This is a genomic window from Myxococcaceae bacterium JPH2 (genome assembly GCA_016458225.1).
In the GTDB taxonomy this organism is placed as follows: domain Bacteria; phylum Myxococcota; class Myxococcia; order Myxococcales; family Myxococcaceae; genus Citreicoccus.
Genome location: JAEMGR010000015.1, coordinates 1 through 20,283, shown reverse-complemented (window position 1 = coordinate 20,283; position 20,283 = coordinate 1). Strand labels below are relative to the sequence as shown.

At 71.4% G+C, this 20,283-nt stretch carries 19 protein-coding genes; 15 read left to right on the top strand and 4 right to left on the bottom strand.

The genetic code is table 11. The annotated features are described in order from the left end of the window. Window positions 1-106 precede the first annotated feature (106 nt). From JGU66_22105 to JGU66_22055, 11 genes are all read left to right on the top strand, one after another. Complete coding sequence (locus JGU66_22105; GenBank protein MBJ6763470.1) at window positions 107-724, top strand: sigma-70 family RNA polymerase sigma factor; 618 nt, start codon at window positions 107-109, stop codon at window positions 722-724. A gap of 71 nt (window positions 725-795) precedes the next feature. Further along, entirely contained in the window at window positions 796-1,458 is a 663-nt protein-coding gene (locus JGU66_22100) for a zf-HC2 domain-containing protein (protein MBJ6763469.1), read from the top strand. Next, a complete protein-coding gene (locus JGU66_22095) occupies window positions 1,455-1,907 on the top strand; it encodes a hypothetical protein (GenBank protein MBJ6763468.1) in 453 nt (150 codons plus the stop codon). Before JGU66_22100 ends, JGU66_22095 begins: the two co-directional genes overlap by 4 nt. A gap of 277 nt (window positions 1,908-2,184) precedes the next feature. Beyond that, window positions 2,185-2,424, top strand: coding sequence for a chaperonin (locus JGU66_22090; protein ID MBJ6763467.1), 240 nt, complete (start codon window positions 2,185-2,187; stop codon window positions 2,422-2,424). A 114-nt stretch (window positions 2,425-2,538) separates the two neighbouring features. After that, entirely contained in the window at window positions 2,539-3,966 is a 1,428-nt protein-coding gene (locus JGU66_22085; protein MBJ6763466.1) for a hypothetical protein, read from the top strand. Window positions 3,967-3,970: 4 nt separating this feature from the next. Further along, window positions 3,971-4,816, top strand: coding sequence for a helix-turn-helix transcriptional regulator (locus JGU66_22080; protein MBJ6763465.1), 846 nt, complete (start codon window positions 3,971-3,973; stop codon window positions 4,814-4,816). Window positions 4,817-4,912: 96 nt separating this feature from the next. After that, window positions 4,913-5,698, top strand: coding sequence for a metal-dependent hydrolase (locus tag JGU66_22075; GenBank protein MBJ6763464.1), 786 nt, complete (start codon window positions 4,913-4,915; stop codon window positions 5,696-5,698). Window positions 5,699-5,783: 85 nt separating this feature from the next. After that, complete coding sequence (locus JGU66_22070) at window positions 5,784-6,167, top strand: BlaI/MecI/CopY family transcriptional regulator (GenBank protein MBJ6763463.1); 384 nt, start codon at window positions 5,784-5,786, stop codon at window positions 6,165-6,167. 3 nt (window positions 6,168-6,170) lie between these two features. Further along, complete coding sequence (locus JGU66_22065) at window positions 6,171-8,264, top strand: biotin transporter BioY (GenBank protein ID MBJ6763462.1); 2,094 nt, start codon at window positions 6,171-6,173, stop codon at window positions 8,262-8,264. Between the two features lie 84 nt (window positions 8,265-8,348). Then, on the top strand, window positions 8,349-10,064 hold the full coding sequence (locus tag JGU66_22060; GenBank protein ID MBJ6763461.1) for an aldehyde dehydrogenase family protein: 1,716 nt from the start codon (window positions 8,349-8,351) through the stop codon (window positions 10,062-10,064). Window positions 10,065-10,147: 83 nt separating this feature from the next. Continuing rightward, a complete protein-coding gene (locus JGU66_22055) occupies window positions 10,148-11,317 on the top strand; it encodes a tetratricopeptide repeat protein (GenBank protein ID MBJ6763460.1) in 1,170 nt (389 codons plus the stop codon). 96 nt (window positions 11,318-11,413) lie between these two features. Here the strand turns inward: JGU66_22055 and JGU66_22050 are convergent, their stop codons facing one another. The 3 genes from JGU66_22050 to JGU66_22040 form a co-directional block, all read right to left on the bottom strand. After that, complete coding sequence (locus JGU66_22050) at window positions 11,414-12,550, bottom strand: NAD-binding protein (GenBank protein MBJ6763459.1); 1,137 nt, start codon at window positions 12,548-12,550, stop codon at window positions 11,414-11,416. Continuing rightward, window positions 12,547-14,121, bottom strand: a complete 1,575-nt coding sequence (locus JGU66_22045; protein ID MBJ6763458.1) for a cation:proton antiporter — start codon at window positions 14,119-14,121, stop codon at window positions 12,547-12,549. Before JGU66_22045 ends, JGU66_22050 begins: the two co-directional genes overlap by 4 nt. Before the next feature lie 100 nt (window positions 14,122-14,221). Next, window positions 14,222-15,148, bottom strand: a complete 927-nt coding sequence (locus JGU66_22040) for a DUF1684 domain-containing protein (GenBank protein ID MBJ6763457.1) — start codon at window positions 15,146-15,148, stop codon at window positions 14,222-14,224. 106 nt (window positions 15,149-15,254) lie between these two features. Between JGU66_22040 and JGU66_22035 the strand changes: the two genes are divergently transcribed. Next, window positions 15,255-16,100, top strand: coding sequence for a 2-oxo acid dehydrogenase subunit E2 (locus JGU66_22035; protein MBJ6763456.1), 846 nt, complete (start codon window positions 15,255-15,257; stop codon window positions 16,098-16,100). A 26-nt stretch (window positions 16,101-16,126) separates the two neighbouring features. After that, window positions 16,127-16,366, top strand: a complete 240-nt coding sequence (locus JGU66_22030; GenBank protein ID MBJ6763455.1) for a hypothetical protein — start codon at window positions 16,127-16,129, stop codon at window positions 16,364-16,366. A 57-nt stretch (window positions 16,367-16,423) separates the two neighbouring features. Here JGU66_22030 and JGU66_22025 read toward each other — a convergent pair whose 3' ends face one another. After that, window positions 16,424-16,795: a hypothetical protein gene (locus JGU66_22025; GenBank protein ID MBJ6763454.1), complete on the bottom strand. Its 372-nt coding sequence runs from the start codon at window positions 16,793-16,795 to the stop codon at window positions 16,424-16,426. An 849-nt stretch (window positions 16,796-17,644) separates the two neighbouring features. Between JGU66_22025 and JGU66_22020 the strand changes: the two genes are divergently transcribed. Then, window positions 17,645-18,562, top strand: a complete 918-nt coding sequence (locus JGU66_22020) for a hypothetical protein (protein MBJ6763453.1) — start codon at window positions 17,645-17,647, stop codon at window positions 18,560-18,562. A gap of 200 nt (window positions 18,563-18,762) precedes the next feature. After that, on the top strand, window positions 18,763-20,283 hold a 1,521-nt coding region (locus tag JGU66_22015), incomplete at its 3' end, for a HAMP domain-containing protein (GenBank protein ID MBJ6763452.1).

Here is a 20,283-nt window from a genome sequence, read left to right as displayed (position 1 = left end):
CTCGACGCAGCCCTCGGCTCGCCCTCCAAGGTGCCAGGGGCATCGTGGAGCGGGGCCGCGTGATTCGCTTGGGAGACAGCAGGCTTGTGGTACGGTGCCGCACAAGTTGGCCACCGACGACCTCACACTCGTCAAGCGCGTCCGTAGCGGGGACCAGCGCGCTTTCAAGCTCCTCGTCGAGCGCTATCAGCGCAAGGTGTATGCCGTTGCGTTGGGAATGCTGAAGGACAAGGAGGAAGCGATGGACGTCTCCCAGGAGGCGTTCGTCAAGGTCTACAAGTACCTGGACCACTTCAAGGGCGACGCCTCCTTCTATACGTGGCTCTACCGCATCACCTCGAACATCTGCATCGACGTGCTGCGCAAGCGCCGCGGGGGTGGGGGAGACCCCATCGAGTTCGATGAGACGCAGGCGGTGGACCTGACCGAGGCGCGCATCGGCGCGCTGGGCAGTCGGCTGGGGACCAATCCGCAGAAGAGCGCGCTCCGAAAGGAGCTGGCCGAGAAGATTCAGGAGGCCCTCGCCACGGTGCCGGAGAAGCACCGCGCCATCCTCCTGCTGCGGGAGATCGAGGGCATGTCCTACGAGGACCTGGCCCGCACCCTGGACATTCCCAAGGGGACGGTGATGAGCCGCCTCTTCCATGCCCGCGCCAAGGTGCAGAAAATCCTCAGCGATTACCTGGAATTGGACGAGGCGAAGAGCGGGGTCGGCGGTGAGTGAGAGGGCGTCGAATATGCGGGGAGCGCCCCCGTCTCACCGCGGCACCTTCACTGATTCTGCAGGGTGAATCCATGGCCGGAAATCCCGCGTGCGAGCGCTTCATCCCGCTCCTGTCCCCCTACATCGACGGAGAGCTTCCCGCAGCGGAGCGCGTCACCGTCGAGCGTCACCTGACGGCATGCCGTGACTGCACGGGCCGCGCGGCGGACCTCCGCGCGGAGTCGGGCCTGTTGCGCGTGGGCCTGGACCTGGCGGTGGACGATGTCGACTTCAAGGACTTCGCCCAGAAGGTGATGGCGCGGGTGACGCCGGAGAAGCCGCCGCTCCTGGAGCGGCTCAAGCTGGCGCTCTCCGAGATGTTCCTCTACCAGCGCACCGCGATGCTCTCCTCGCTGGCCACCGCGGCCGTGCTGGTGCTGGTGGGCCTGCCCCTCCTGCTCTCGCAGCGCGCCCCGGTGGGTTACGCCGGCGAGCGCATGACGGTGAAGGCCATCCAGCCCTACGCGGGGGCCCACGTCGCGCCGGTGGTGATGGAGACGGACAACGGCGGCTCCATCATCTGGATGGTGGACGAGCAGGAGGCCCCCGACGCGAACGGCGCGGGCGCCCGGCAGCCGCGCGACGAAGCGGACACCGAGGAGCTGGGCATGGAGCCGGACACCCAGGCTCCGGGTACGACGCAGGCGAAGCCCGCGGGCCCCGGGACGCCGCGTCCCACGGGAGGAGCACTATGAGAATGCACTTGGTGGCGGGCCTGGCCCTGCTGGGCGCGCTGGTGCTGGTGCTCGCGCCCGGCGCGGCTCGCGCTCAGGACGACAAGGTGAAGGTGCAGGTGGAGGTGGTGCTGGCCTCCAACAAGGGCACCGCGGTGGAGCCCGCCGAGCTGAGCAAGATGAAGGAGACGTTCCAGAAGCAGAACTTCAGCTTCACCTCCTTCAAGCGCCTGTCTCAGGAGGTGCTGGAGGTGGGCACCGACAAGGCCACCGAGGTGAAGCTCCCCAACGGGGTGAACGCCTCGCTGAAGCTGTTGGCCATGAAGGGCGGCATCGCCACGGTGCGCGTGGACATCCCGCGGCAGTCATCGCTGGACGTGGAGCTGGGCCGTCAGGGCTCGGTGTACCAGAAGGCTGGTCGGCACGTGGGCGGCGAGCTCATCCTCGTCCTGTCCCCGCCGCCCAAGTAGTCCACGTCCCGCTCGCGGCCCGCGCCTCGCCGCTGTTGGCGCGCGCGCCCCGGGACGTGTCGTTCGCGTCTCACTTCCATGCCCGAGGCGTCGCCTCCCTGTCGGGGACGTGACGGCGCTTGCGCCTGGAGGCCCTGAAGAAATGCCAGTCCTCCGACGGCCCTGGGCGGGTCGGTCCACGCCACTCCCTGCGAGCACGCGGGGTTGGCTACCGGCACGGGCGTTGCTCGATGCCTGGGCCGCAGGGCGGCAATCCTCAACCCAGGGAGAAGCGAGCATGGCGAAGGCTCAGCAGGGTGGTCAGGTCATTCGTCGGAAGGCCCGGCAGGTGAAGCTGGGGACGGCGCGGGCGATGACAGGGGCGGGGCGGCGAGCGCGGCGGGTGCAGGTGACGTTGGGGGACCTCATCGCGGCGGCCTTCGACACCGTTGGCGACGAGGCGCGCAAGGTGGCGCAGGTGGTGTCGTCCCGTGACATGACCGTCGCCACCGGCAAGCACATCGTGTTCGTGGGGTGAAGCGCGGAGGCGAGCCTGCTTGCCTGGTTGCGAGCAGGGTGTGGCGCGGCCTCCCACACGAAGGATGCGTTCAGCTTCTTCGTTGCTCCAGAGGGGCGGGTAGAGTGCAGGTCAATGACTGGCGCCGCCCCCTTCATTGCCCTCCTCGCGTTGATTCACACCCAGTCCTCCTCGGTGCAAGAGCTCCCCAGCGAGCCGAGCGCGCCCTATCCGTCCACGCCGGTGGCGGAGAGCGGGCCCAGTGAGAGCCCGAGCTGGCCCAGTGGGCCCAGTAGCGACTCCAGCGAGCCCCGCGGAGGCTCCAAGGGGGGCCTCGGCTTCCGCGCGCTGCTGGAGGTGGGGCCATTGAGCTTCCCGTCGGGAACGCGGGGCGGGAAGCAGGACCTGTTCGCCTACGCCTATCCGTCGCTGGGCGTGGATGGCGGCGAGGACTTCGCGTTCATGCTCGGCGCGCCGCTGCGCTTCCGACTGATTGATGAGGCGCCGAAGCAGAAGGACCAGGACTACGGCGCCTATCTGCGGCGCGAGGACTGGGACGAGCGCAGCGACTACGGGCAGGTCGTGCGCCTGTTGCGCATTGGCAGCGAGGATGGCCGCGGCAGCCTGCGCATCGAGCCGTTCCTGGAGGAGTCCCTGGGGCGCGGCTACCTGGTGAACCGCTACGACAACCAGCTCTCGGCGGACTACCACCCCGCGGGAGGCACGCTGGCGTTCACCGCGGGCCCCGCGCGCGTGGAGTTGCTCGCGAGCGACGTGCTGGCCGCGCGCATCTTCTCGGGCGAGCTGCTGCTGGACATCGGCCGCCTGGTGAGCAGCAACGAGCAGCGTTTCGATCGCTACCTGGTGCGCGCGTCGGCGGCGCATGACTTCGGTGAGGCGGGCGGCATTACGCCCGAGGTGACCCTGGCTTCGATCGCAGGCGAGGTCGCCATGTACAAGGGCGAGCGGCTGCGGGCCTGGGTCCTGGTGGCGGGCGGCGGGCGCCTCAATGGCGATTCACAGGACCTGGGTGGGCTGCTCGGGCTCGCCTTCGAGGGGACGTTCAAGGGGACGCAGATCAGCACCACCATCCAGGGGCGCCGCCAGGGTGGTGGCTTCCGGTTCGGCTTCTTCGGCGCGGGTTACGAGCTGGCGCGCTTCTCCGCGCAGGGCCTGTCCCAGGAGCCGGCGGCGCGCGAGGACCTGCCCGAGGACTTCTCGGGCTACCTGGAGGTGTCCATGGCGCGTGGCTCCGCGACGGACTCCACCGAGGTGGTGGCGAGCGGCTCGGTGGAGTACTTCGCCTTCGGCCGCACGGACGCGGACCTGTCGCTGAGCTTCAGCACGCCCGGGGGCAAGTCGCGAGGCATCGCGCGGGTGGTGGTGATGGGACTGGGCTCGGCGCCTCGCTACTCGGTGGGCATCGAGGGACGTCAGCGCATCCTCCCCGCGCTGTACCTCTGGGCCGCGGGCAACACGGTGCACTTCCCGCAGCCGGATGGGACGCTGGTGCGCGGGGTGAGCGCGGGCGCGGGCGTGGGCGTGGACTTCGCGCGCCACTGACACCATGGGCCGCATCCAGGCGATTCGCGCAGCGGTGTCCGCGGGCTCGCTGCGCACGTGGCGCCCCGCGCTCCTTCCCGGCGTGGAGGTGACTCGCGTGGAGGAGGACGTCCGGCTGTGGGCGGGACACTCCACGCGCTACGCGCTGCTGGCGACGGACGCGGGCGCCTTCGACTTCTGGTACCGCAAGCGCGTCTGGACGCAGGGGCCGGGGCGGCTGAAGCTCAAGCAGCCCGGCGAGGTGCACCGCGACCTTCGCGTGCATGCCCCCGTGACGGCGCTGTCCCTCTCGTTCGAGCCCACGCTCGTGGAGAACGCGGCGCGGATGTTGGGCCTGCGCGCACCCCTCGCGTTCCGCGAAGTGCTCACGCGAGGCACAGGACACACCGAGGCCGCGCTGGTGAAGCTCCGCGCCGTGCTCTCGGATGCGGACGTCGGGCCGCTCGAGGCGGAGTCGGCGCTGGCCGAAACGGTCGAGGCGATGCTGCGCGAGTACGCCGAGGAGGCTCCCTCGGAGACGGGTGACGCGCGTCATCATCCCGCGATGCGCCGCGCGCGGGACTTCCTGCACGCGCGCTTCACGGACGCCGTGGGCTTGGAGGCGCTGTCGTCCGCGGTGGGGCTGAACCGCTTCCACCTGCTGCGCCAGTTCCGGGCGGAGTTCGGTCTGCCGCCGCACGAGTACCTCACGCACCTGCGCGTGGCGCGGGCCCGCGTGCTGCTTGCCCGGGGGCGTCCCGCGGGCGACGTCGCGCTGGAGGTGGGGCTCTACGACCAGAGCCAGCTCAACCGCCACTTCAAGCGCATCGTGGGCCTCACGCCGGGCCAGTACGCCCGCGCACGTCAATAACGCCCAAGCGGCGCACGCCGCGGCCCGCCTATCTCCGGGAGCGCTGGACTCTCGCGCCGCGTCGTTCGCGCGGCCGCGCTCTCCGAGGTGATTCGAATGCGTGCTTCCCTGTCCGGGCCCGCGTGGCTCGTCTTCTGTTGCGTGTCCCTCTCCGCTCTCGCCGCGCCGCCTGCCACTCCCGCGCCGCCCCGCACACCGGTGCAGGTGACCTGGTTGGGACACGCGGCCTTCGAGGTCGTCTCGCCCGGAGGCACGCGGCTTCTCATTGACCCGTGGCTGAAGGAGAACCCCGAGACGCCGCCCGCCTGGAAGGACGTGACGCGCTTCACGCGCGAGCGGCCCACCGCCATCCTCGTCACCCACTCGCATGGTGACCACGCGGACGACGTGCCGGCGCTCGCGTGGATGACCGGTGCGCCCGTGGTGGCCACCGGCGAGCACCTGCGCGCCATGAAGATCCCCGAGGCGCGGCAGCACAGCGTCAACGTGGGGGGCACGTTCCAGCTCGGAGATGTGACGGTGAACGTGGTGCCCGCCATGCACTCGAGCGAAGCCGGAGGCCGGCCCCTGGGCTACGTGCTCACGTTCGCGGATGGGCGCTCGCTGTACCACACGGGGGACTCGTGGCTCTTCGGGGACATGGCCCTCATCCAGGAGCTGTTCCACCCCGACATCCTGCTGCTCAACGTGGGCGGCGGTCGCTGGGGCATGAACCCCAAGACGGCCGCGCTCGCCGTGCGCAAATACTTCCGGCCCTCCCTCATCATCCCCATGCACTTCGGCACCTTCGAGCCGCTCTCCGAGGAGCCCGAGGTGCGCGCCGCCTTCGCTGGAGACTCCCGGCTGCGCGTGCTCACCCCCGGACAGCCCGCGTCGCTGTAGCCCGCTCGCGGCAGGGCCTCTTGACTACGGCTGTAGTCACGCGTACTTTTCGCCGTGACTACAGATGTCGTCACGCGAGGCCCCGATGAAGAAACCCGTGGGAGAGCAGGAGCTGGCGGTGCTCCGGCATGTGGCGGAGCACGGACCGGCGACGGTCGGCGAGGTGGCCGAGCGCTTCGGTGAGGCGCAGGGGCTGGCGCGCTCCACCATCCTGACGATGATGGAGCGGCTGCGGCTGAAGGGCTACCTGACGCGCCGCAAGGTGGAAGGGGTCTTCCAGTACGTCTCGCCGGTGCCCGCGGGCGAGCTGCTGCGGGGCGTGGTGGGGGACTTCGTGGAGCGGCAGCTCTCCGGCTCCCTGTCCCCCTTCGTCACCTATCTGTCCGAGGCCGAGGATGTGACCGACGAGGAGCTGAAGCAGCTCCAGGACGTCGTGGCGCGGCTGCGGCAGAAGAAGCGGAAGGAGTGAGCCATGGGCCTGCTCTGGGAAGGGTTGTGGCGTGCGTCGTGGCAGGGCGCGGTGTGCGCGCTGCTCGTCTGGGCGGTGCTGCGCGTGGTGCCGAGCCTGCCCGCCTCGCTGCGCGCGGGGCTGTGGTGGTTGGTGGCGCTGAAGTTCGTGCTGTCCCTGGGCTGGCCGCATCCGGTGGCGCTGCCCCTCTTGTCGGCCGAGCCGACTCCCGTCGCGAGCCCGAGTCCTCAAGGCGCGCAGGGGGAGGCGCCCGCTGCGCTCCATGACGTGTCGCCGGGCGCGCGCGTGGTGACGCGGTGGGAGCAGGGCACGAGCGCGGATGCGCCCGTCATTCCCTTGCGCGCGGGCGGCGCGGTCTCGGCGCCTCGGATGGGTGCGACTCCTCCGACAGCCTCGGGCATGGCGTGGGGCATGGCGCTGCTGCGGGACGTGCTGGGCCTTGCGCTGCTCGCGTGGGCCGTGGGCATCGCCTGGCAGGTGCGCATGCAGGTGAATGCGTGGCTGCGCGTGCGGCGCATGTGCCAGCGCGCGAGGCCGCTCCAGAACGCGGAGCTCGCGGAGGAGTTGGAGTTCCTCTCGGCGGAGGCGGGCCTGCGCGCATCGCCTCGGCTGCTCGTATCGGACGAGGTGGCGAGTCCGTTGGCGGCGGGGCTCTGGTCTCCGGTCGTGGTGCTCCCGTCCAAGGCGGTGCGCTCGTTGCCGGTGGAGGTGCTGCGCATGGCGCTCGCTCACGAGGTGGCGCACTTGCGACGCGGGGACCTGTGGTTGGGTTGGGTGCCGGCCCTCGCGGAGACGATCCTCTTCTTCCATCCGCTCGCGCGCCAGGCGGCCCGCGAATACGCGCTGGCTCGCGAGGAGGCCTGTGACGCCGAGGCCCTCCGCCTCACGGGCGCCGAGCCCGCGGACTACGGCGATCTGCTCATTGCCTTTGGAGTCACACGGGCTCCCGGTACCGCGGCGGCGAATGGCGCCTCCGCTCATCTCCACGCACTGCACAGGAGGCTTCGCATGCTCGAACACGTCGATGTGGTCGTCCCTCGTTCTCGCCGGTGGTTGAAGGGGGCACTGGGATTGTTGGGCGCCGTGGCGCTGGTGCCTGTCACCGTGGTCGCCCGACCCGCGGAGCCCACGCCGGCTTCCACGCGGACCCAGGCGACGCCGGTCGTCGCGGTGAGTCCGACCGCGCCAGTGGCTCCGGTGACGCCGCGTGCGCTCACTGCTCCCATGACTCCGGCCACGCCGCGTGCGCTCGTGACTCCCGTGACCCCGGTCACCCCTGTGACTCCGCGCGCGCTCGCCGTTCCCGTGCCTCCGGCCCCTCCGCGTCTCGCGATGGCTCCTCCGCCGCCGGTGCCTCCTCGGGCGGTGGTTCCGATGACGGCGCCCGTGCCGCCTCCCGCGCCTCCGGCGCCGCGGTACCCGGTCGATGACGACAACGAGGACAGCTACGTCCTCATGTCCGATGGCCACATCAACATGTCGGGCTCCTCGGACGACGTGAACCTGGCGCGCACCTTCAAGCAGCCGGGCAAGGACCTGCTCTACGTGCGCCGCGGCGGCAAGTCGTACCTCATCCGCGACAACGGCATCATGAAGCGGATGCGCGACGCGGCGGTGCCCTCGAAGGAGCTCGCGGACGCGCAGTCCGCGCTGGGGGACAAGCAGGGCGCCCTCGGCCGACAGCAGGCGGAGCTGGGCCAGCAGCAGGCCGCGCTGGGTGAGCAGCAGGCCGCCGTCGGCGTGAAGCAGGCGGCACTGGGACACAAGCGCGCCCTGCTCGCGATCGAAGAAGCGTCCGTCGATCAGCTCTCCGACGAGCGCGAGCGGGACCGCCGGCACGCGGAGCTCGCGAAGAAGGAGTCGGAGCTGGACCAGCAGGAGGCGGCGGTGGAGCGCGAGCAGTCCAAGCTGGGCGAGAAGCAGGAGGCGCTGGGGCGTGAGCAGGAGAAGCTCGGCGAGAAGCAGGAGGTGCTGGGGCGTGAGCAGGAGAAGCTGGGCGAGAAGCAGGAGGCCATGGGCCGCGAGCTGAACCGGAAGACGTACGAACTCATCGACGAGGCGATCCGCCAGGGCCTGGGCGAACCACTGCCCACCTGACGACGAAGTCTCGCATCCGCGTGACGCCTGACGCGGGCTTCTCCTATACCTTCGGGAGAGCCCATGCCGTCGGAGGTCGTCACCATGTCCGTCGCCGTTCCGCGGTCCACTTCCAGTCAGGCACTCGAAACCGTGGTGCGCCGAGTCCAGGAGGGCTCGCGCGCGTGGGTGAAGCGCGGCCTGAAGGAGAAGATCGCCCTGCTGGAAGAGCTGCGCCGCGCCTACGGCGTCATCGCCGAGCGGAGCGTGCGCGCGGCGTGCGAGGCCAAGGGCATCGACCCCGCGAGTCCCCTGGCGGGCGAGGAGTGGCTCTCCGGTCCGCTGCCGGTGCTGCGCAACCTGCGCCAGCTCGTGGACTCGCTGAAGGACGTCCAGCGGCACGGCGCGCCCGTCATCCCCCGTTCGCGGCTGCGGACGCTGGATGACGGGCGGCTCGCCGCGCGGGTGTACCCGATGAACGCGCTCGACGGGATGCTCCTGCCGCGCAACGTGGGCGAGGTGTACTTCCAGCCGGGCGTCACGGCGGACAACCTGCGCGAGCACCAGGCCTCGTTCTACCGCAAGCCACACGGCGGTCGGGTGTGCGCGGTGCTGGGCGCGGGCAACGTCAACTCCATCCCGCCGCTGGACTGCCTCTACAAGCTCTTCGTCGAGGGCACCGCGTGCGTGCTCAAGATGAACCCGGTGAACGGCTACCTGGGGCCCTTCCTGGAAGAGGCCTTCTCCGTCCTCACGAACCAGGACGTCTTCGCGGTGGTGTACGGCGGCGCGGAAGAGGGCGCGGCGCTGGTGCACCACCCCGCGGTGACCGAGGTCCACATCACCGGGAGCGACCGGACGCACGACGCGCTCGTGTGGGGACCTCCGGGGCCCGAGTCCGACGCGCGGCGCGCGCGCAACGAGCCGCTGCTCAACAAGCCCCTCTCCAGCGAACTGGGCAATGTGTCCCCGGTGGTGGTGGTGCCCGGCCCGTATTCGGAGGGCGAGCTGCGCTTCCAGGCGAACGACATCGCGGGCATGGTGTCGAACAACGCGTCGTTCAACTGCAACGCGGCCAAGCTGCTGGTGCAGCCCGCGGGGTGGGCGAGGCGGGGGCAGCTCGTGGACGGCATCCAGGCGGGCCTGGGCCGCGCCGCCGTGCGCCGCGCGTACTACCCGGGCGCCGAGCTGCGCTGGAAGCAGTTCACCGAGGGGCGCGGCGGCCTGCGGTTGGTGGGCTCGGCGGGCGAGGGCGAGCTGCCCTACGCGCTGATTCCCGGCGTGGATCCAACCCATCTGGACGACCGCGTCTTCCGCCAGGAGCCCTGGTGCACGGTGCTGTCCGAGACGGGCCTGCCCGGGGGCGATGACCCGGTGGCCTTCCTGGACGCGGTGGTGCCCTTCCTGAACGAGAGGGTCTGGGGCACCCTCAACGCGACGCTCATCGTCCACCCGAAGACGCTTCAGGACGCGCGGGCTCGGGCCGCGGTGGAGCGCGCGGTGCGCGAGCTGCGCTACGGCACGGTCGCCATCAACACCTGGCCCGCCGCCGGCTACGTGCTGGGCAGCCTGCCCTGGGGCGGCCACCCCTCGTCCACGCCCCAGGACATCCAGAGCGGGCTGGGCTGGGTGCACAACACCCTGATGCTGGAGGACATCGAGAAGGCGGTGCTGCGCGCGCCCCTGACGAACCTGCCGCCCCCGCCCTGGGTGCCGGGGCACCGCGGGGCGCTCGACCTGGGGCGTCGGCTGGTCCAGTTCGAGCTGGGGCCCTCCTGGCTGAAGGTGCCGGGCATCGCCGCCGCCGCGCTGCGGGTGTGAGGGGCGGGCGGATGGCGGGTGAAGCGGCCAGGGCGCGCGCCGCCGAGTAAGCGGCGCGGCGGGAGCGTGGTAGGTATCGCGGCATGGCATCGATGCACGCGCGAGAAGGTGGCCGGCTCTTGCAGATGGGTGTGCCTCAGGAGGCCGTGAAGGCCTTCCAGAAGGGCCTCTCCATCGACCCCCACGACGTGGACTGTCTCCTGGGGCTCGTGCGCACGCACCTGAGCACCGGGGCCGCCGCCGAGGCCGAGGCCGCCGTCCTGCGCCTCCTCAAGGTCAAGCCGGACCACGTGGAGGGACAGGGGCACCTGGCCATGCTGCGCGCCCAGGCGGGCAACGCCGAGGCGCTGGAGGCCCTCAAGGTGCTGGCCGCCGCGCCGGACGCGGGCTACTTCGAGCGCTTCAACCTGGGCTCGCTCCTCTTCGAGCGGGGGGACCTGGCCGGCGCTCGGGCGGCCTTCGCGTCCGCGCTGGAGGTGGTGCCGGGCAGCGCCCACACCCACTTCGAGCTGGGGCGCATCGGGATGCAGTCCGGGGACCTGTCGTCCGCGGTGACGCACTTCCAGAAGGCCTCGGAGCTGGCGCCCCAGGAGGCCATGCCGCTGCTCATGCTGTCGCGCGCGCACGCGGCGCGGGGCGACGTGGGGCTCGCGCTCCAGACGGCGACGCAGGTGCTGGACAAGGCCCAGGGCGCCACGCAGCGCGCGGCCTTGGAGGACCTCTTCAAGCTGTACCTCGCCGCGGGCAGCCCGGATGGCGCCAAGCGCGCGGTGCAGGAGCTGCGGCGCCTGGAGCCCACCAACGTCAACTACGTCTACCTGCACGGCGTGGCGATGATGAGCGCGGGCCAGGGCGCGGAGGCCAAGGCCCTCTTCGCCGAGGCGCTCCAGGGCGCTCCGTCGAGCTGGCAGGTGCGCCACGCGCTGGCGCAGGTGTGCACGGCGCTCGGCGAGCGCGACATGGCGCGCTCGCTCCTGCAAGAGGTCGTGAGCGTCGTGCCGCGCGAGCTGGGGCCGGCCAATGACCTCGCGGCGCTCCTGATGGCGGAGAACGCGCACGCGCTCGCCCTGCCGGTGTTGGAGCGGGCGCTGGCGGCGCATCCTCGGGACGCGGGCACGCACCTGAACCTCGCGCGGGCCACGCAGTCGGTGGACGCCGTCACCGCGGCCCACCACGCACGGCAGGCCCAGGCCCTGGGCGACAGCGACATCCAGGCGCAGGCAACGCAGCTGCTCGAACAACTGGGCGCCTGAGCGCGCGAGTGCCTCAGAGCACGCGTCTTCGATGCGGCATGAGCTGATCCGCGCGCCGGAGTTCCTCGGGCGTGGCGCGCGGTGCCCTGCTTCGCGTCAGCGGCCGAACAGGCCGCGGCGCTTCGTCGTCGGCGCGTTGCTCTGCGCGCGCGTCAGGCGCTGCCCGAGGATGCGGCTCATCTCCAGCGCCACGGAGGGGTTGGCCATCACCACGCCGCGGAAGTCCTCGCGGCCCACCGCGGCCAGCTCGCACGCGGTGGAGGCCACGGCGGTGGCCGTGCGGGGCTCTCCGGTGAGCAGCGCCAGCTCGCCGAAGAACCCGCCCGAGGGCACGGTGGACACCGTCTGTCCCACGTTGTCCTTGAGTGCCACCTCGCCGGTGAGCACGACGTAGAACGTCTCGCCCGCGTCGCCTTGGTGGAAGATCTGCTCGCCCGCGGCCTTGGGGAGGAACTCGGCGCCGCGCGCCACGGCCTCGACCTCGTCGTCGCTGAGCGGGGTGAGGAAGTCCACCTTGCGCAGCGTCTGCGCCAGCGAGGACGTCACGCCGGTGCCCTGCACGGGCTCGTAGGTGAGGAACTCCACCGCCTGCGCCACCTGCGCCCGGCGCGCCACCAGGATGGCGGTGTGGCCGCCGCGCAGCACCGTGCTGCCCTCCGGGAGCGCCGTCTGGCCCTGCGAATCCAACAGCGCGATGAAGATGCACTCGCGAGGAAACCCCGCCGTCGCGCGCACCTGCGCCACCGTCTGCCCGGCCACTCCGGCGCGCGCGGGGATGGCCAGCTCGAAGAGGAGCGCGTCGCCGCTCGTCAGCGGCAGCGAGCCCGCGACCTGCGGAAAGTCGATGGCGGTGGTCATCTTCGCCACCACCACGTCCGCCTCGGCCACCAGCTCCTTCACGCCCGCCATGCGGTAGGCCTCGCGGTAGCTGGTGTCCAGCATGCGCACCATGACGCGCGCGCTGGACACGGAGCGCGCCAGCATGGCGAACGCCAGGTTCTCCGAGTCGCGCGCCAGCACGCCCGCCGCGATGTCCGCCGAGCCAATGCCCGCGGCCTCCAGCGTCTTGGGATTGGTGGCGTCTCCGCACACCGTCACCACGCCCACCTCCTCGAAGAGGCGGGTGCACGTGGCCGGGTCCCGCTCGATGACCGTCACCGCGTGCTGCTCGTCCACCAGCCGCGCGGCCAGCACGCTGCCCACCCGACCGCCCCCCGCGATGACAATCCTCATGACGCCTGCTCCTTCTTCGTGTCCGAGTCCGAGCGGCCGCGCAGCACGTGCTCCAGGTCGAGGATGCGCTCGTCGAGCTGCCCGAGCATGTGCTCCGCGGTGGCCTCGGGGATGAGGCCGTTGCGCCGCGCGCCTTGAAGCGCGGTGCGCTCCGCGTCGATGAGCCGCCGACGCATGGCCAGCAGGTCGCGCGCGCCCTCCGCGAGGTGCTGCTCCCCGATGCGACGCAGCTCCCGCTCCGCGCGCGCGATGTTCACCTGGTACTCGCTGCGCAGGTGCTCGTAGGCGCCGCGAGGCAGCAGCCCCTGCGAGTGCAGCGCCTCCAGCTCCACGTGCGCGGCGCGGCTCGCGATGAGCCGACCGCGCTGCTCCGCCATGGCCAGCGCCACCGCGTCCTCCTGGATGAGGCCCAGCTTCTTGAGCGCGCCCGTCAGGAGCAGGCCCTGGCCCACCAGCGACACCAGCGTGACGCCGAACGAGAGCGCCACGAGCTGCTCGCGCGCGGGCGTGGACTCCGGCATGCCGAGCGCCAGACCGATGGACAGCGCGCCCTTGATGTTGCCCACCAGGAAGACGTGCTGCCAGCGCGGCGGGATGCCCTCCGCGGGCCGCAGCCAGCGCAGCAGCAGGAAGGGGATGTACACGCCCACCGCGCGCCCCACGAAGACGCTGAGCACCGCCAGCCCCACCTCGGGCAGGTAGCCGCGCAGGTCGCCCGGATGCGTGGTGAGTCCCACGGAGAGGAACAGGAAGGTGTTCACCCCGAAGGCGACGTACTCCCAGAACGTGTGGATGGAGAGCTGACTCTGCGGCGTCACGTCGCGATGCAACGTCACGCCCACCGCCAGCCCGGAGGTGACGGCGGAGATGGCGCCGGACAGGTGCAACTGCTCGGCGAGCACGTACGAGGCGAGCGCCACGGCCGTCGTCACCATGATGTCCGCCAGCGGCTCCTCGGTGCGGCGGATGATGAACGCGCCCAGCATGCCCAGGGACAGGCCCACCACGGCGCCGCCCATGGATGCCAGGAGCATGCGCGCGCCCATGGACGCCAGCGTGGGCGGTGCGCCTCCCGCCACCACGGCCGCGATGGCCGAGTACGCCACCAGCGCGGTGCCGTCGTTGAAGAGGCTCTCGCCCTGCACGATGCCGGACAGCCGCGCGGGCACCGGCGCCTTGCGGAACGCGTAGAGGATGGAGACGGTGTCCGTGACGGACAGGATGGCGCCCAAGAGCAGCGCGGGGCCCCAGTCCAGCCCCACCAGCGCGTGCAGCATGCCGCCCGTCGCGCCGATGGCCAGCACCATGCCCAGCGTGGACAGGAGGCTGATGGGCGCGGCGTTGGCGCGGATGCTCGCCAGGTCCGCGGTGATGCCGCCCTCGAACAGGAGCAGCGGCAGGCAGACCAGGAACACCACCTCCGGGTTCAGAGGTGGCACGCCCGGCAGCAGGTGTCCCACGGAGATGAGCAGCCCGCCCACCACCAGCGCGACGTTGTAGGGCACGCGCACGCGCTTGGCCGCGATGGCCAACGCGATGGCCGCCACCATGAGGCCAATGAGCAGGGGCATCTCGAGGAGCACGACCCCAGCGTCTCAAATGGAGTCGCGCGGCGCACCCCTCAAATCCGCCGCGAGCGCACGGCCGGGCGGATGCCCCCCGCGGTGTTCGTCAGTGGTCGCCCGCGCGCTTCTCACCTGCCTCCACGCGCAGGGCCAGCCGGTTGCCACGCGGCGGCAGCGGGCAGGTGGCGAAGCGCGTGAACGCGCAGGGCGGGTTGTACGCGCGATTGAAGTCCAACGTCACGCGTCCGTCCTTGTCCGGCAACTCCGCGGAGAGGAAGCGGCCCGCGCCGTAGGTGGTGTCGCGGTTGGTCTCGTCCGCGAAGATGATGAACAGCTGCTTCTCGCCCTCCTCGATGACGGGCATGAGGCGGTACTCCTTGCCGTTCACCGTGAACACCAGCGTGCCCGGCGACTGCATCTCCTCCACCATGCCCAGCACGTTGGGGACGGCGAGCGTGTGGGGCGCGGCCGCGGGCTCCAGATGCGCCTGCACGCGCCACGCGGCGCTCGGCTCGTACGTGGGGATGCCGTGGAACGCCTTGCGCGTGGGCGCCTCCGAGTCCTTCACGCGCACGCCCAACCGGTCTCCGCGCTTGATGACCTGGAACGTGACGCTGCCCACCTTCAGCACGTCGGGCTCGCCCTTCGCGTCCGACTGGAGCGCCCCGCCGGTGAACGGCTGTCCGTTGCGCGTGAGCGTCACGCCCGGCGCGGGCTGGAAGGTGACGGCCTCGCCCGTGCGCGTGAAGGTGCCCACGCGAGCCGGCGTGGACGCGGGGAGCGGCACCGCGCTGTTCGCCGCCGAGCCAGCGGTCTGCTCGCCCTCCTTCAGCCACGACAGGCCCACGAGGGTGAGCCAGCCATCCTCCGAGGACAGCCGCTGGATGCGGGTCTCGTTCCAGGCGCGCGTGGACGCGACGACGTCTTCAACGACGGGGGCCGCCGCCTTGGGCGCGGGAGGTGGAGGGGTCTTCTTGGGCGGCTGCGGGGTGGCGTGGAGGGACAGGGCGAGAGCGAGGGCGAGGGTGCTCATGGGAAAGGGGCCTCGAGGCGAGAGGGACCGACCTGCGGCTTCCTGTCTAACAGGGCGGCAGGTGGGTTGCAGGGGAGACTCGGGCGTGCGATGGCCGGAGCCGAGCGTGAACCTGGACCTCCAGCCGGCGCGGACCCCCAGCGCCTTTCGCAAGCTCGCGCTGGGCACGTGGCGCACGCCGCGCGACCCCAGCGCGTATGCGTCGTTGGAGGTCCGCATGGAGCGCGCGCTGGCCTTCATGGCCGCGCGGCGGAGGCACTCGGGCCCGCGCCTCACCGTGACGCACCTGGTGGCCAAGGCCGCGGCGGACGCGCTCGCGCGCTACCCCGAGGCGAACGTGCTCCTGCGCCACAACCGCCCCTGGCTGCGCCGTGACGTCGGCGTGTGCGTCATGGTCGCGCAGCCCGCCGAGGGCACGGGCCGTGTGGACCTCACCACCGCCACCGTGCACCGCGCGGACGCGATGTCGCTGGAGGCGATGGCCGAGCAGCTCGAGGCGCGCGTGTCCGAGGTCCGCGCCCGCCGGGACGCCGTCATCGAGCGAGGCAAGCGCCGCTCCTCGCTCATCCCGGGTTGGCTGATGGGGCCGGCGCTGCGGCTGCTGTCCTTCGTCTGGTTCGGGCTGAACGTGGACCTGCGCGCGGTGGGGATGCCCCAGGACCCCTTCGGCTCGGTGGTGGTGACCAACCTGGGCTCGCTGGGGCTGGAGCGTGGCTATGTGGCCATGGCTCCGTACACGCGGGTGCCGCTGTTGCTCGCTCCCGGCGCGGTGCGCGACGAGCCCGTGTTGGAGGACGGCGCGCTGGTGCCGGGCAAGCTCATGACGCTGACGTGCACCTGGGATGCGCGGCTCATCGACGTGACGCTGGCCGCGCGCGTCCTGCGACATCTGGGCGAGGCGCTGGAGGACCCCGAGCGCGCCTGGGGTGCGCTCGGCCTGGAGCCGGGGTAGAAGAGGGGACAGCCGGAGGCGCCGCCATGCCCGTGGATACCAATCGCCGCGTCAGCTCATCCCGTCCCGTGGGCCGGGTGCTGGGGGGACAGGATCGCTTCGAGAAGGAAGGCGTCGAAGGGCCTCCAGAAGGCGGGCTCGCGGCGACTCGACGCGAGCGGCTGTCGGGCGGTCCTCCGTCGCCCGCGGGCGAGGAGAGCCCCTTCGCCGCGAAGCTTCGCCGGCTGTCGGATGGCGCGGCGAAGAAGCCCGACGGCGGACGCTGAAACGCGCGTCGGCCGCCGAGGCGGACCCCGGCGGCCGGTTTCGTCACGGCGCTCGCGTCACCGTGGCGCCACGCGCTGCGGGGGCAGCACGAGCACGCGGGTCAGGTAGTTGTCCCCGCTGGCGGTCAGGTTGTACGCCGCGCGCACCTGACTCCCGGGTGGCAGGCCCTGGATGAGCGGCGAGCCCTGGCTCGTGCGCAGGTCGTAGATGGCGCCCGACTCACTGTCGCGCAGCGCCAGCCGGTCCCTGCCCACCGCGGCCACCTGGCCCTCCATCACCACGCTGGCCACCACCGTCTTCGGGCTGGCCTTCGCCGAGCCGGCCGAGCTGCCCGAGCCGCCCGTGCCCGCGTTCTCGCGTCGCAGAGAGGTGACCTCCTGCTGGAGCGAGTGCACCGTGGCCCTCAGCTGGGAGACCTCGTGCTGCAGTGGCTCTAACTCGGTCGCCCCTTGCCGCAGCGCCACCGTGGAGTCGGCGCGAGTGCTCGCGGCCTCGGCCCGACCCCCGCCACCGCTCGTCCCCGAGCCGCCCGACGTGCCGCCACCGCTCGTGCCGGTGCCGCCCTGGCCCGTGCCTCCCGGGTTCACCGTGTCCTGTCCATCCATGCTCGCGGGCGGAGTCCCGGTACTTCCCGTGCCGGTCGAGTCATTGCCCAACGTGCCCGTGCTGCCCGAGCCGCCCGTGCCACCGCCGGTGGTGCCCGTGCTGCCCGTGCCGGTGCTCCCGCCATAGGTGCCCGTGGAGCCCGGGTTGCTCGTCCCCGTGCCGGTGGTGCCCTGCGTGCCACCGCCCGGCGTGGTGCCCGTGCCGGTGCTCGTGCCCGTGGACCCGGCGCCGCCCGTGCCGCCATCCGTCGTCATGGACGCGCCCGAGCCGCCGGTGCCCACGTCCATCCCAGAGGCGCCTGAGCTACCCGTGGAGCTGGGAGGCGTGGAGATGGAGCCTCCAGTGGTGTCGCCCGTCGAGGAAGAAGTTCCCGTCTGGCCGGTTCCTTCTTGCGTGCCGGTGGCGCTCCCTCCTTGGGGCGCGGCGGAGGCGTGGGTCGCGAGCACGAAGCTGAAGGCGAGGGCTGCTGCGATGAGGGTGCGGCGCATGGTCGGCTCCTTTCCAGCGTTTCCAGGCGCAAAGGTGCGGACACGGATGGGTGGGACAACCCAAGGGCGAACGGCCTGGGCATCGGAAGCCCGGTGGCCTGCTCCGGCTGGATTCCCGCTGCCCGGCCGCTGTGGTGTGCTGCCCCGCATGCCCGCGCGCGGCGAGCGTGGGGAGGAGTGGCGGTGAGTGGACGTGACGGCCCGGGGGCGCAGAGGCGCGCGGCGCGTGCGCCGGGACGGCTGTTCGCGCTCGCCCAGCTCCGCGCATGGTCGCTGACGGTCGTCTCCGCCGCCGCGCTGGGCCTGCTGCTCTACGTCGTCTCCTCCAGCCTGCCCTTCGTCCTCGTCCCGCCCTCCAGCGATGTGAATCTCGGCGTGCTCAACCGCTGCCTGTCCCGGGCGATGGGCGAGAGCACGCGGCTGGGGTGGGCCGTCTCGCCCGATGCCTCGCGCGCCGCGGTGTTCGGTCCGCGCGTGGTGGTGGTGTGTGATCGCCAGGGCGGCCTGTTTCGCGAAGAGGTCCCCGGCGCCACGGCGCTCACGTTCGATGGCGCCCACCACCTCTGGGTCGCGGCGGGCCACCGACTGCTGCGCGAGGAGCGCGGCGCGCTGCGCCCCGTGGGTGACTTCTCGCCGCCGGTGTCGCTCGCGGGGCATGCCTCGGGTGTGCTCGCGCTGGATGCCTCGGGCCAGCTCGTCTCCGTGTCTCCCGAGGGCGACGTGCTCGGCCAGGTGATGTTGCCGGGGCCTGGAGGTCGGCTGTCCGTGGGACCCGGTGGCACGCTGGCCGCCGTGGTGTGGGGCGGCTGGGTGCTGGCCTACGAAGCCCGCACGCTGACGCCCCTCCTCCCCGAGCACGCGCCGCCCTGCCCGGTGGAGTCCCTGTGGTGGCTGGATGCGCCGTCCGAGGTGCTCGTGGCCTGCGTCGCGGGCACGTCCCCGGACGCCGGTGCGCCCGAGTCGTCCTTCATCCTGGATGTCCGCCTGGGCACCTCGCGGGTCGCTCCTTCACGACCGCGCGCCCCTGCCCGTCGCCTGCTCGGCCGCGCGCTCTACGTGCATGCCTGCGACGGGTTCCCCTGCACGGCCCCCGCGCCCTGATTCCCCAGGACAAGGCGTCCTCCTTCCGGCTGTTGCACCGAGAGTCGGAGGGCGCTCCATGGAGATTGTTTAGCTCAAAGCAGTTGGGTGAATTGCGGGGCTTTTGAGTCGACAAGCCCGCGTACTTCCTGGAGATTCAGGCAGCCCGTCCCTCCGCTGCGCATCTTCGCAACGTACATCTCCGACCCGAGGTTTCAGCCGTGGACGAGAACAAGGCTGGCAGGACTTCCCCTGGAAGGAAGCGCGCCGTCAGAGGCGTGGGCAAGGGGGCTCCTCATCCCCTCCAGGCGCTGCTCACCGCGCTGCGGGCGGTGCACGACGGGGACTTCGGCGTGCGCCTGCCCATCGAGTCGGGTGACCCGGTGATGGGCGAGATTGCCCGGGCCTTCAACGCGCACGTGGCGCTCAACGCGCAGCTCACCCAGGAGATGGTGCGGGTGGCGCGCGTGGTGGGCCGCGAGGGGCGCATGGCGGAGCGCGTGTCGCTGGGCGACGTGCGCGGCGACTGGGCCACCAGCGTCCAGTCCATCAACGCGCTCATCGGCGACCTGGTGCAGCCCACCACGGAGGTCGCCCGCGTGCTGGTGGCGGTGGCCGAGGGCGACCTCACCCAGAAGATGGCGCTGGAGATTGACGGCCAGCCCGTCAAGGGCGAGTTCCTGCGCATCGGCACCACCGTGAACGCGATGGTGGATCAGCTCAACTCGTTCGCCGCCGAGGTGACGCGCGTCGCGCGCGAGGTGGGCAGCGACGGCAACCTGGGAGGACAAGCGGTCGTCAAGGACGTGTCCGGCGTGTGGAAGGACCTCACGGACAACGTGAACTTGATGGCCGGCAACCTCACGGCCCAGGTGCGCAACATCGCCGAGGTCTCCACGGCGGTGGCCAACGGAGACCTCTCCAAGAAAATCACCGTGGACGCCAAGGGCGAGGTGCTCGAACTCAAGAGCACGCTCAACACCATGGTGGATCAGCTCCGCGGCTTCGCGTCCGAGGTGACGCGCGTCGCGAAGGAAGTGGGCACCGACGGGAAGCTGGGGGGACAGGCGGACGTGCGGGGCGTGTCCGGCGTGTGGAAGGACCTCACGGACAACGTGAACTTGATGGCCGGCAACCTCACCAGCCAGGTGCGCGGCATCGTGCGCGTGGTGACGGCGGTGGCCAACGGCGACCTGTCCCAGAAGCTGTCCATGGAGGCGAAGGGAGAAATCGCCGCGCTGGCGGACACCCTCAACGGGATGACGCAGACGCTGTCCATCTTCGCGCAGCAGGTGACGGACGTCGCTCGCACGGTGGGCGTAGAGGGGAAGCTGGGCGCCCAGGCGGAGGTGCCGGGCGTCGCGGGCACGTGGAAGGACCTCACCAACAACGTGAACCTGATGGCCAACAACCTCACGGCCCAGGTGCGCAACATCGCGGAGGTCTCCACCTCCGTCGCCAACGGGGACCTCTCCAAGAAAATCACCGTGGACGCCAAGGGCGAGGTGCTCGAGCTCAAGAGCACCATCAACACCATGGTGGATCAGCTCCGCGGCTTCGCGTCCGAGGTGACGCGCGTCGCGAAGGAAGTGGGCACCGAGGGCCGCTTGGGAGGACAGGCGGACGTGCGGGGCGTGTCCGGCGTATGGAAGGACCTCACGGACAACGTGAACGTGCTGGCCGGAAACCTCACGGACCAGGTGCGCAACATCGCCAAGGTGACCACGGCGGTGGCCAACGGT

Bases quoted from the DNA above. Each gene is read 5' to 3' on its own strand.
- JGU66_22100 (MBJ6763469.1), top strand. From the start codon at position 796: ATGGCCGGAAATCCCGCGTGCGAGCGCTTCATCCCGCTCCTGTCCCCC.
- JGU66_22095 (MBJ6763468.1), top strand. From the start codon at position 1,455: ATGAGAATGCACTTGGTGGCGGGCCTGGCCCTGCTGGGCGCGCTGGTG.
- JGU66_22090 (MBJ6763467.1), top strand. From the start codon at position 2,185: ATGGCGAAGGCTCAGCAGGGTGGTCAGGTCATTCGTCGGAAGGCCCGG.
- JGU66_22085 (MBJ6763466.1), top strand. From the start codon at position 2,539: ATGACTGGCGCCGCCCCCTTCATTGCCCTCCTCGCGTTGATTCACACC.
- JGU66_22080 (MBJ6763465.1), top strand. From the start codon at position 3,971: ATGGGCCGCATCCAGGCGATTCGCGCAGCGGTGTCCGCGGGCTCGCTG.
- JGU66_22075 (MBJ6763464.1), top strand. From the start codon at position 4,913: ATGCGTGCTTCCCTGTCCGGGCCCGCGTGGCTCGTCTTCTGTTGCGTG.
- JGU66_22070 (MBJ6763463.1), top strand. From the start codon at position 5,784: ATGAAGAAACCCGTGGGAGAGCAGGAGCTGGCGGTGCTCCGGCATGTG.
- JGU66_22065 (MBJ6763462.1), top strand. From the start codon at position 6,171: ATGGGCCTGCTCTGGGAAGGGTTGTGGCGTGCGTCGTGGCAGGGCGCG.
- JGU66_22060 (MBJ6763461.1), top strand. From the start codon at position 8,349: ATGTCCGTCGCCGTTCCGCGGTCCACTTCCAGTCAGGCACTCGAAACC.
- JGU66_22055 (MBJ6763460.1), top strand. From the start codon at position 10,148: ATGGCATCGATGCACGCGCGAGAAGGTGGCCGGCTCTTGCAGATGGGT.
- JGU66_22050 (MBJ6763459.1), bottom strand. From the start codon at position 12,550: ATGAGGATTGTCATCGCGGGGGGCGGTCGGGTGGGCAGCGTGCTGGCC.
- JGU66_22045 (MBJ6763458.1), bottom strand. From the start codon at position 14,121: ATGCCCCTGCTCATTGGCCTCATGGTGGCGGCCATCGCGTTGGCCATC.
- JGU66_22040 (MBJ6763457.1), bottom strand. From the start codon at position 15,148: ATGAGCACCCTCGCCCTCGCTCTCGCCCTGTCCCTCCACGCCACCCCG.
- JGU66_22030 (MBJ6763455.1), top strand. From the start codon at position 16,127: ATGCCCGTGGATACCAATCGCCGCGTCAGCTCATCCCGTCCCGTGGGC.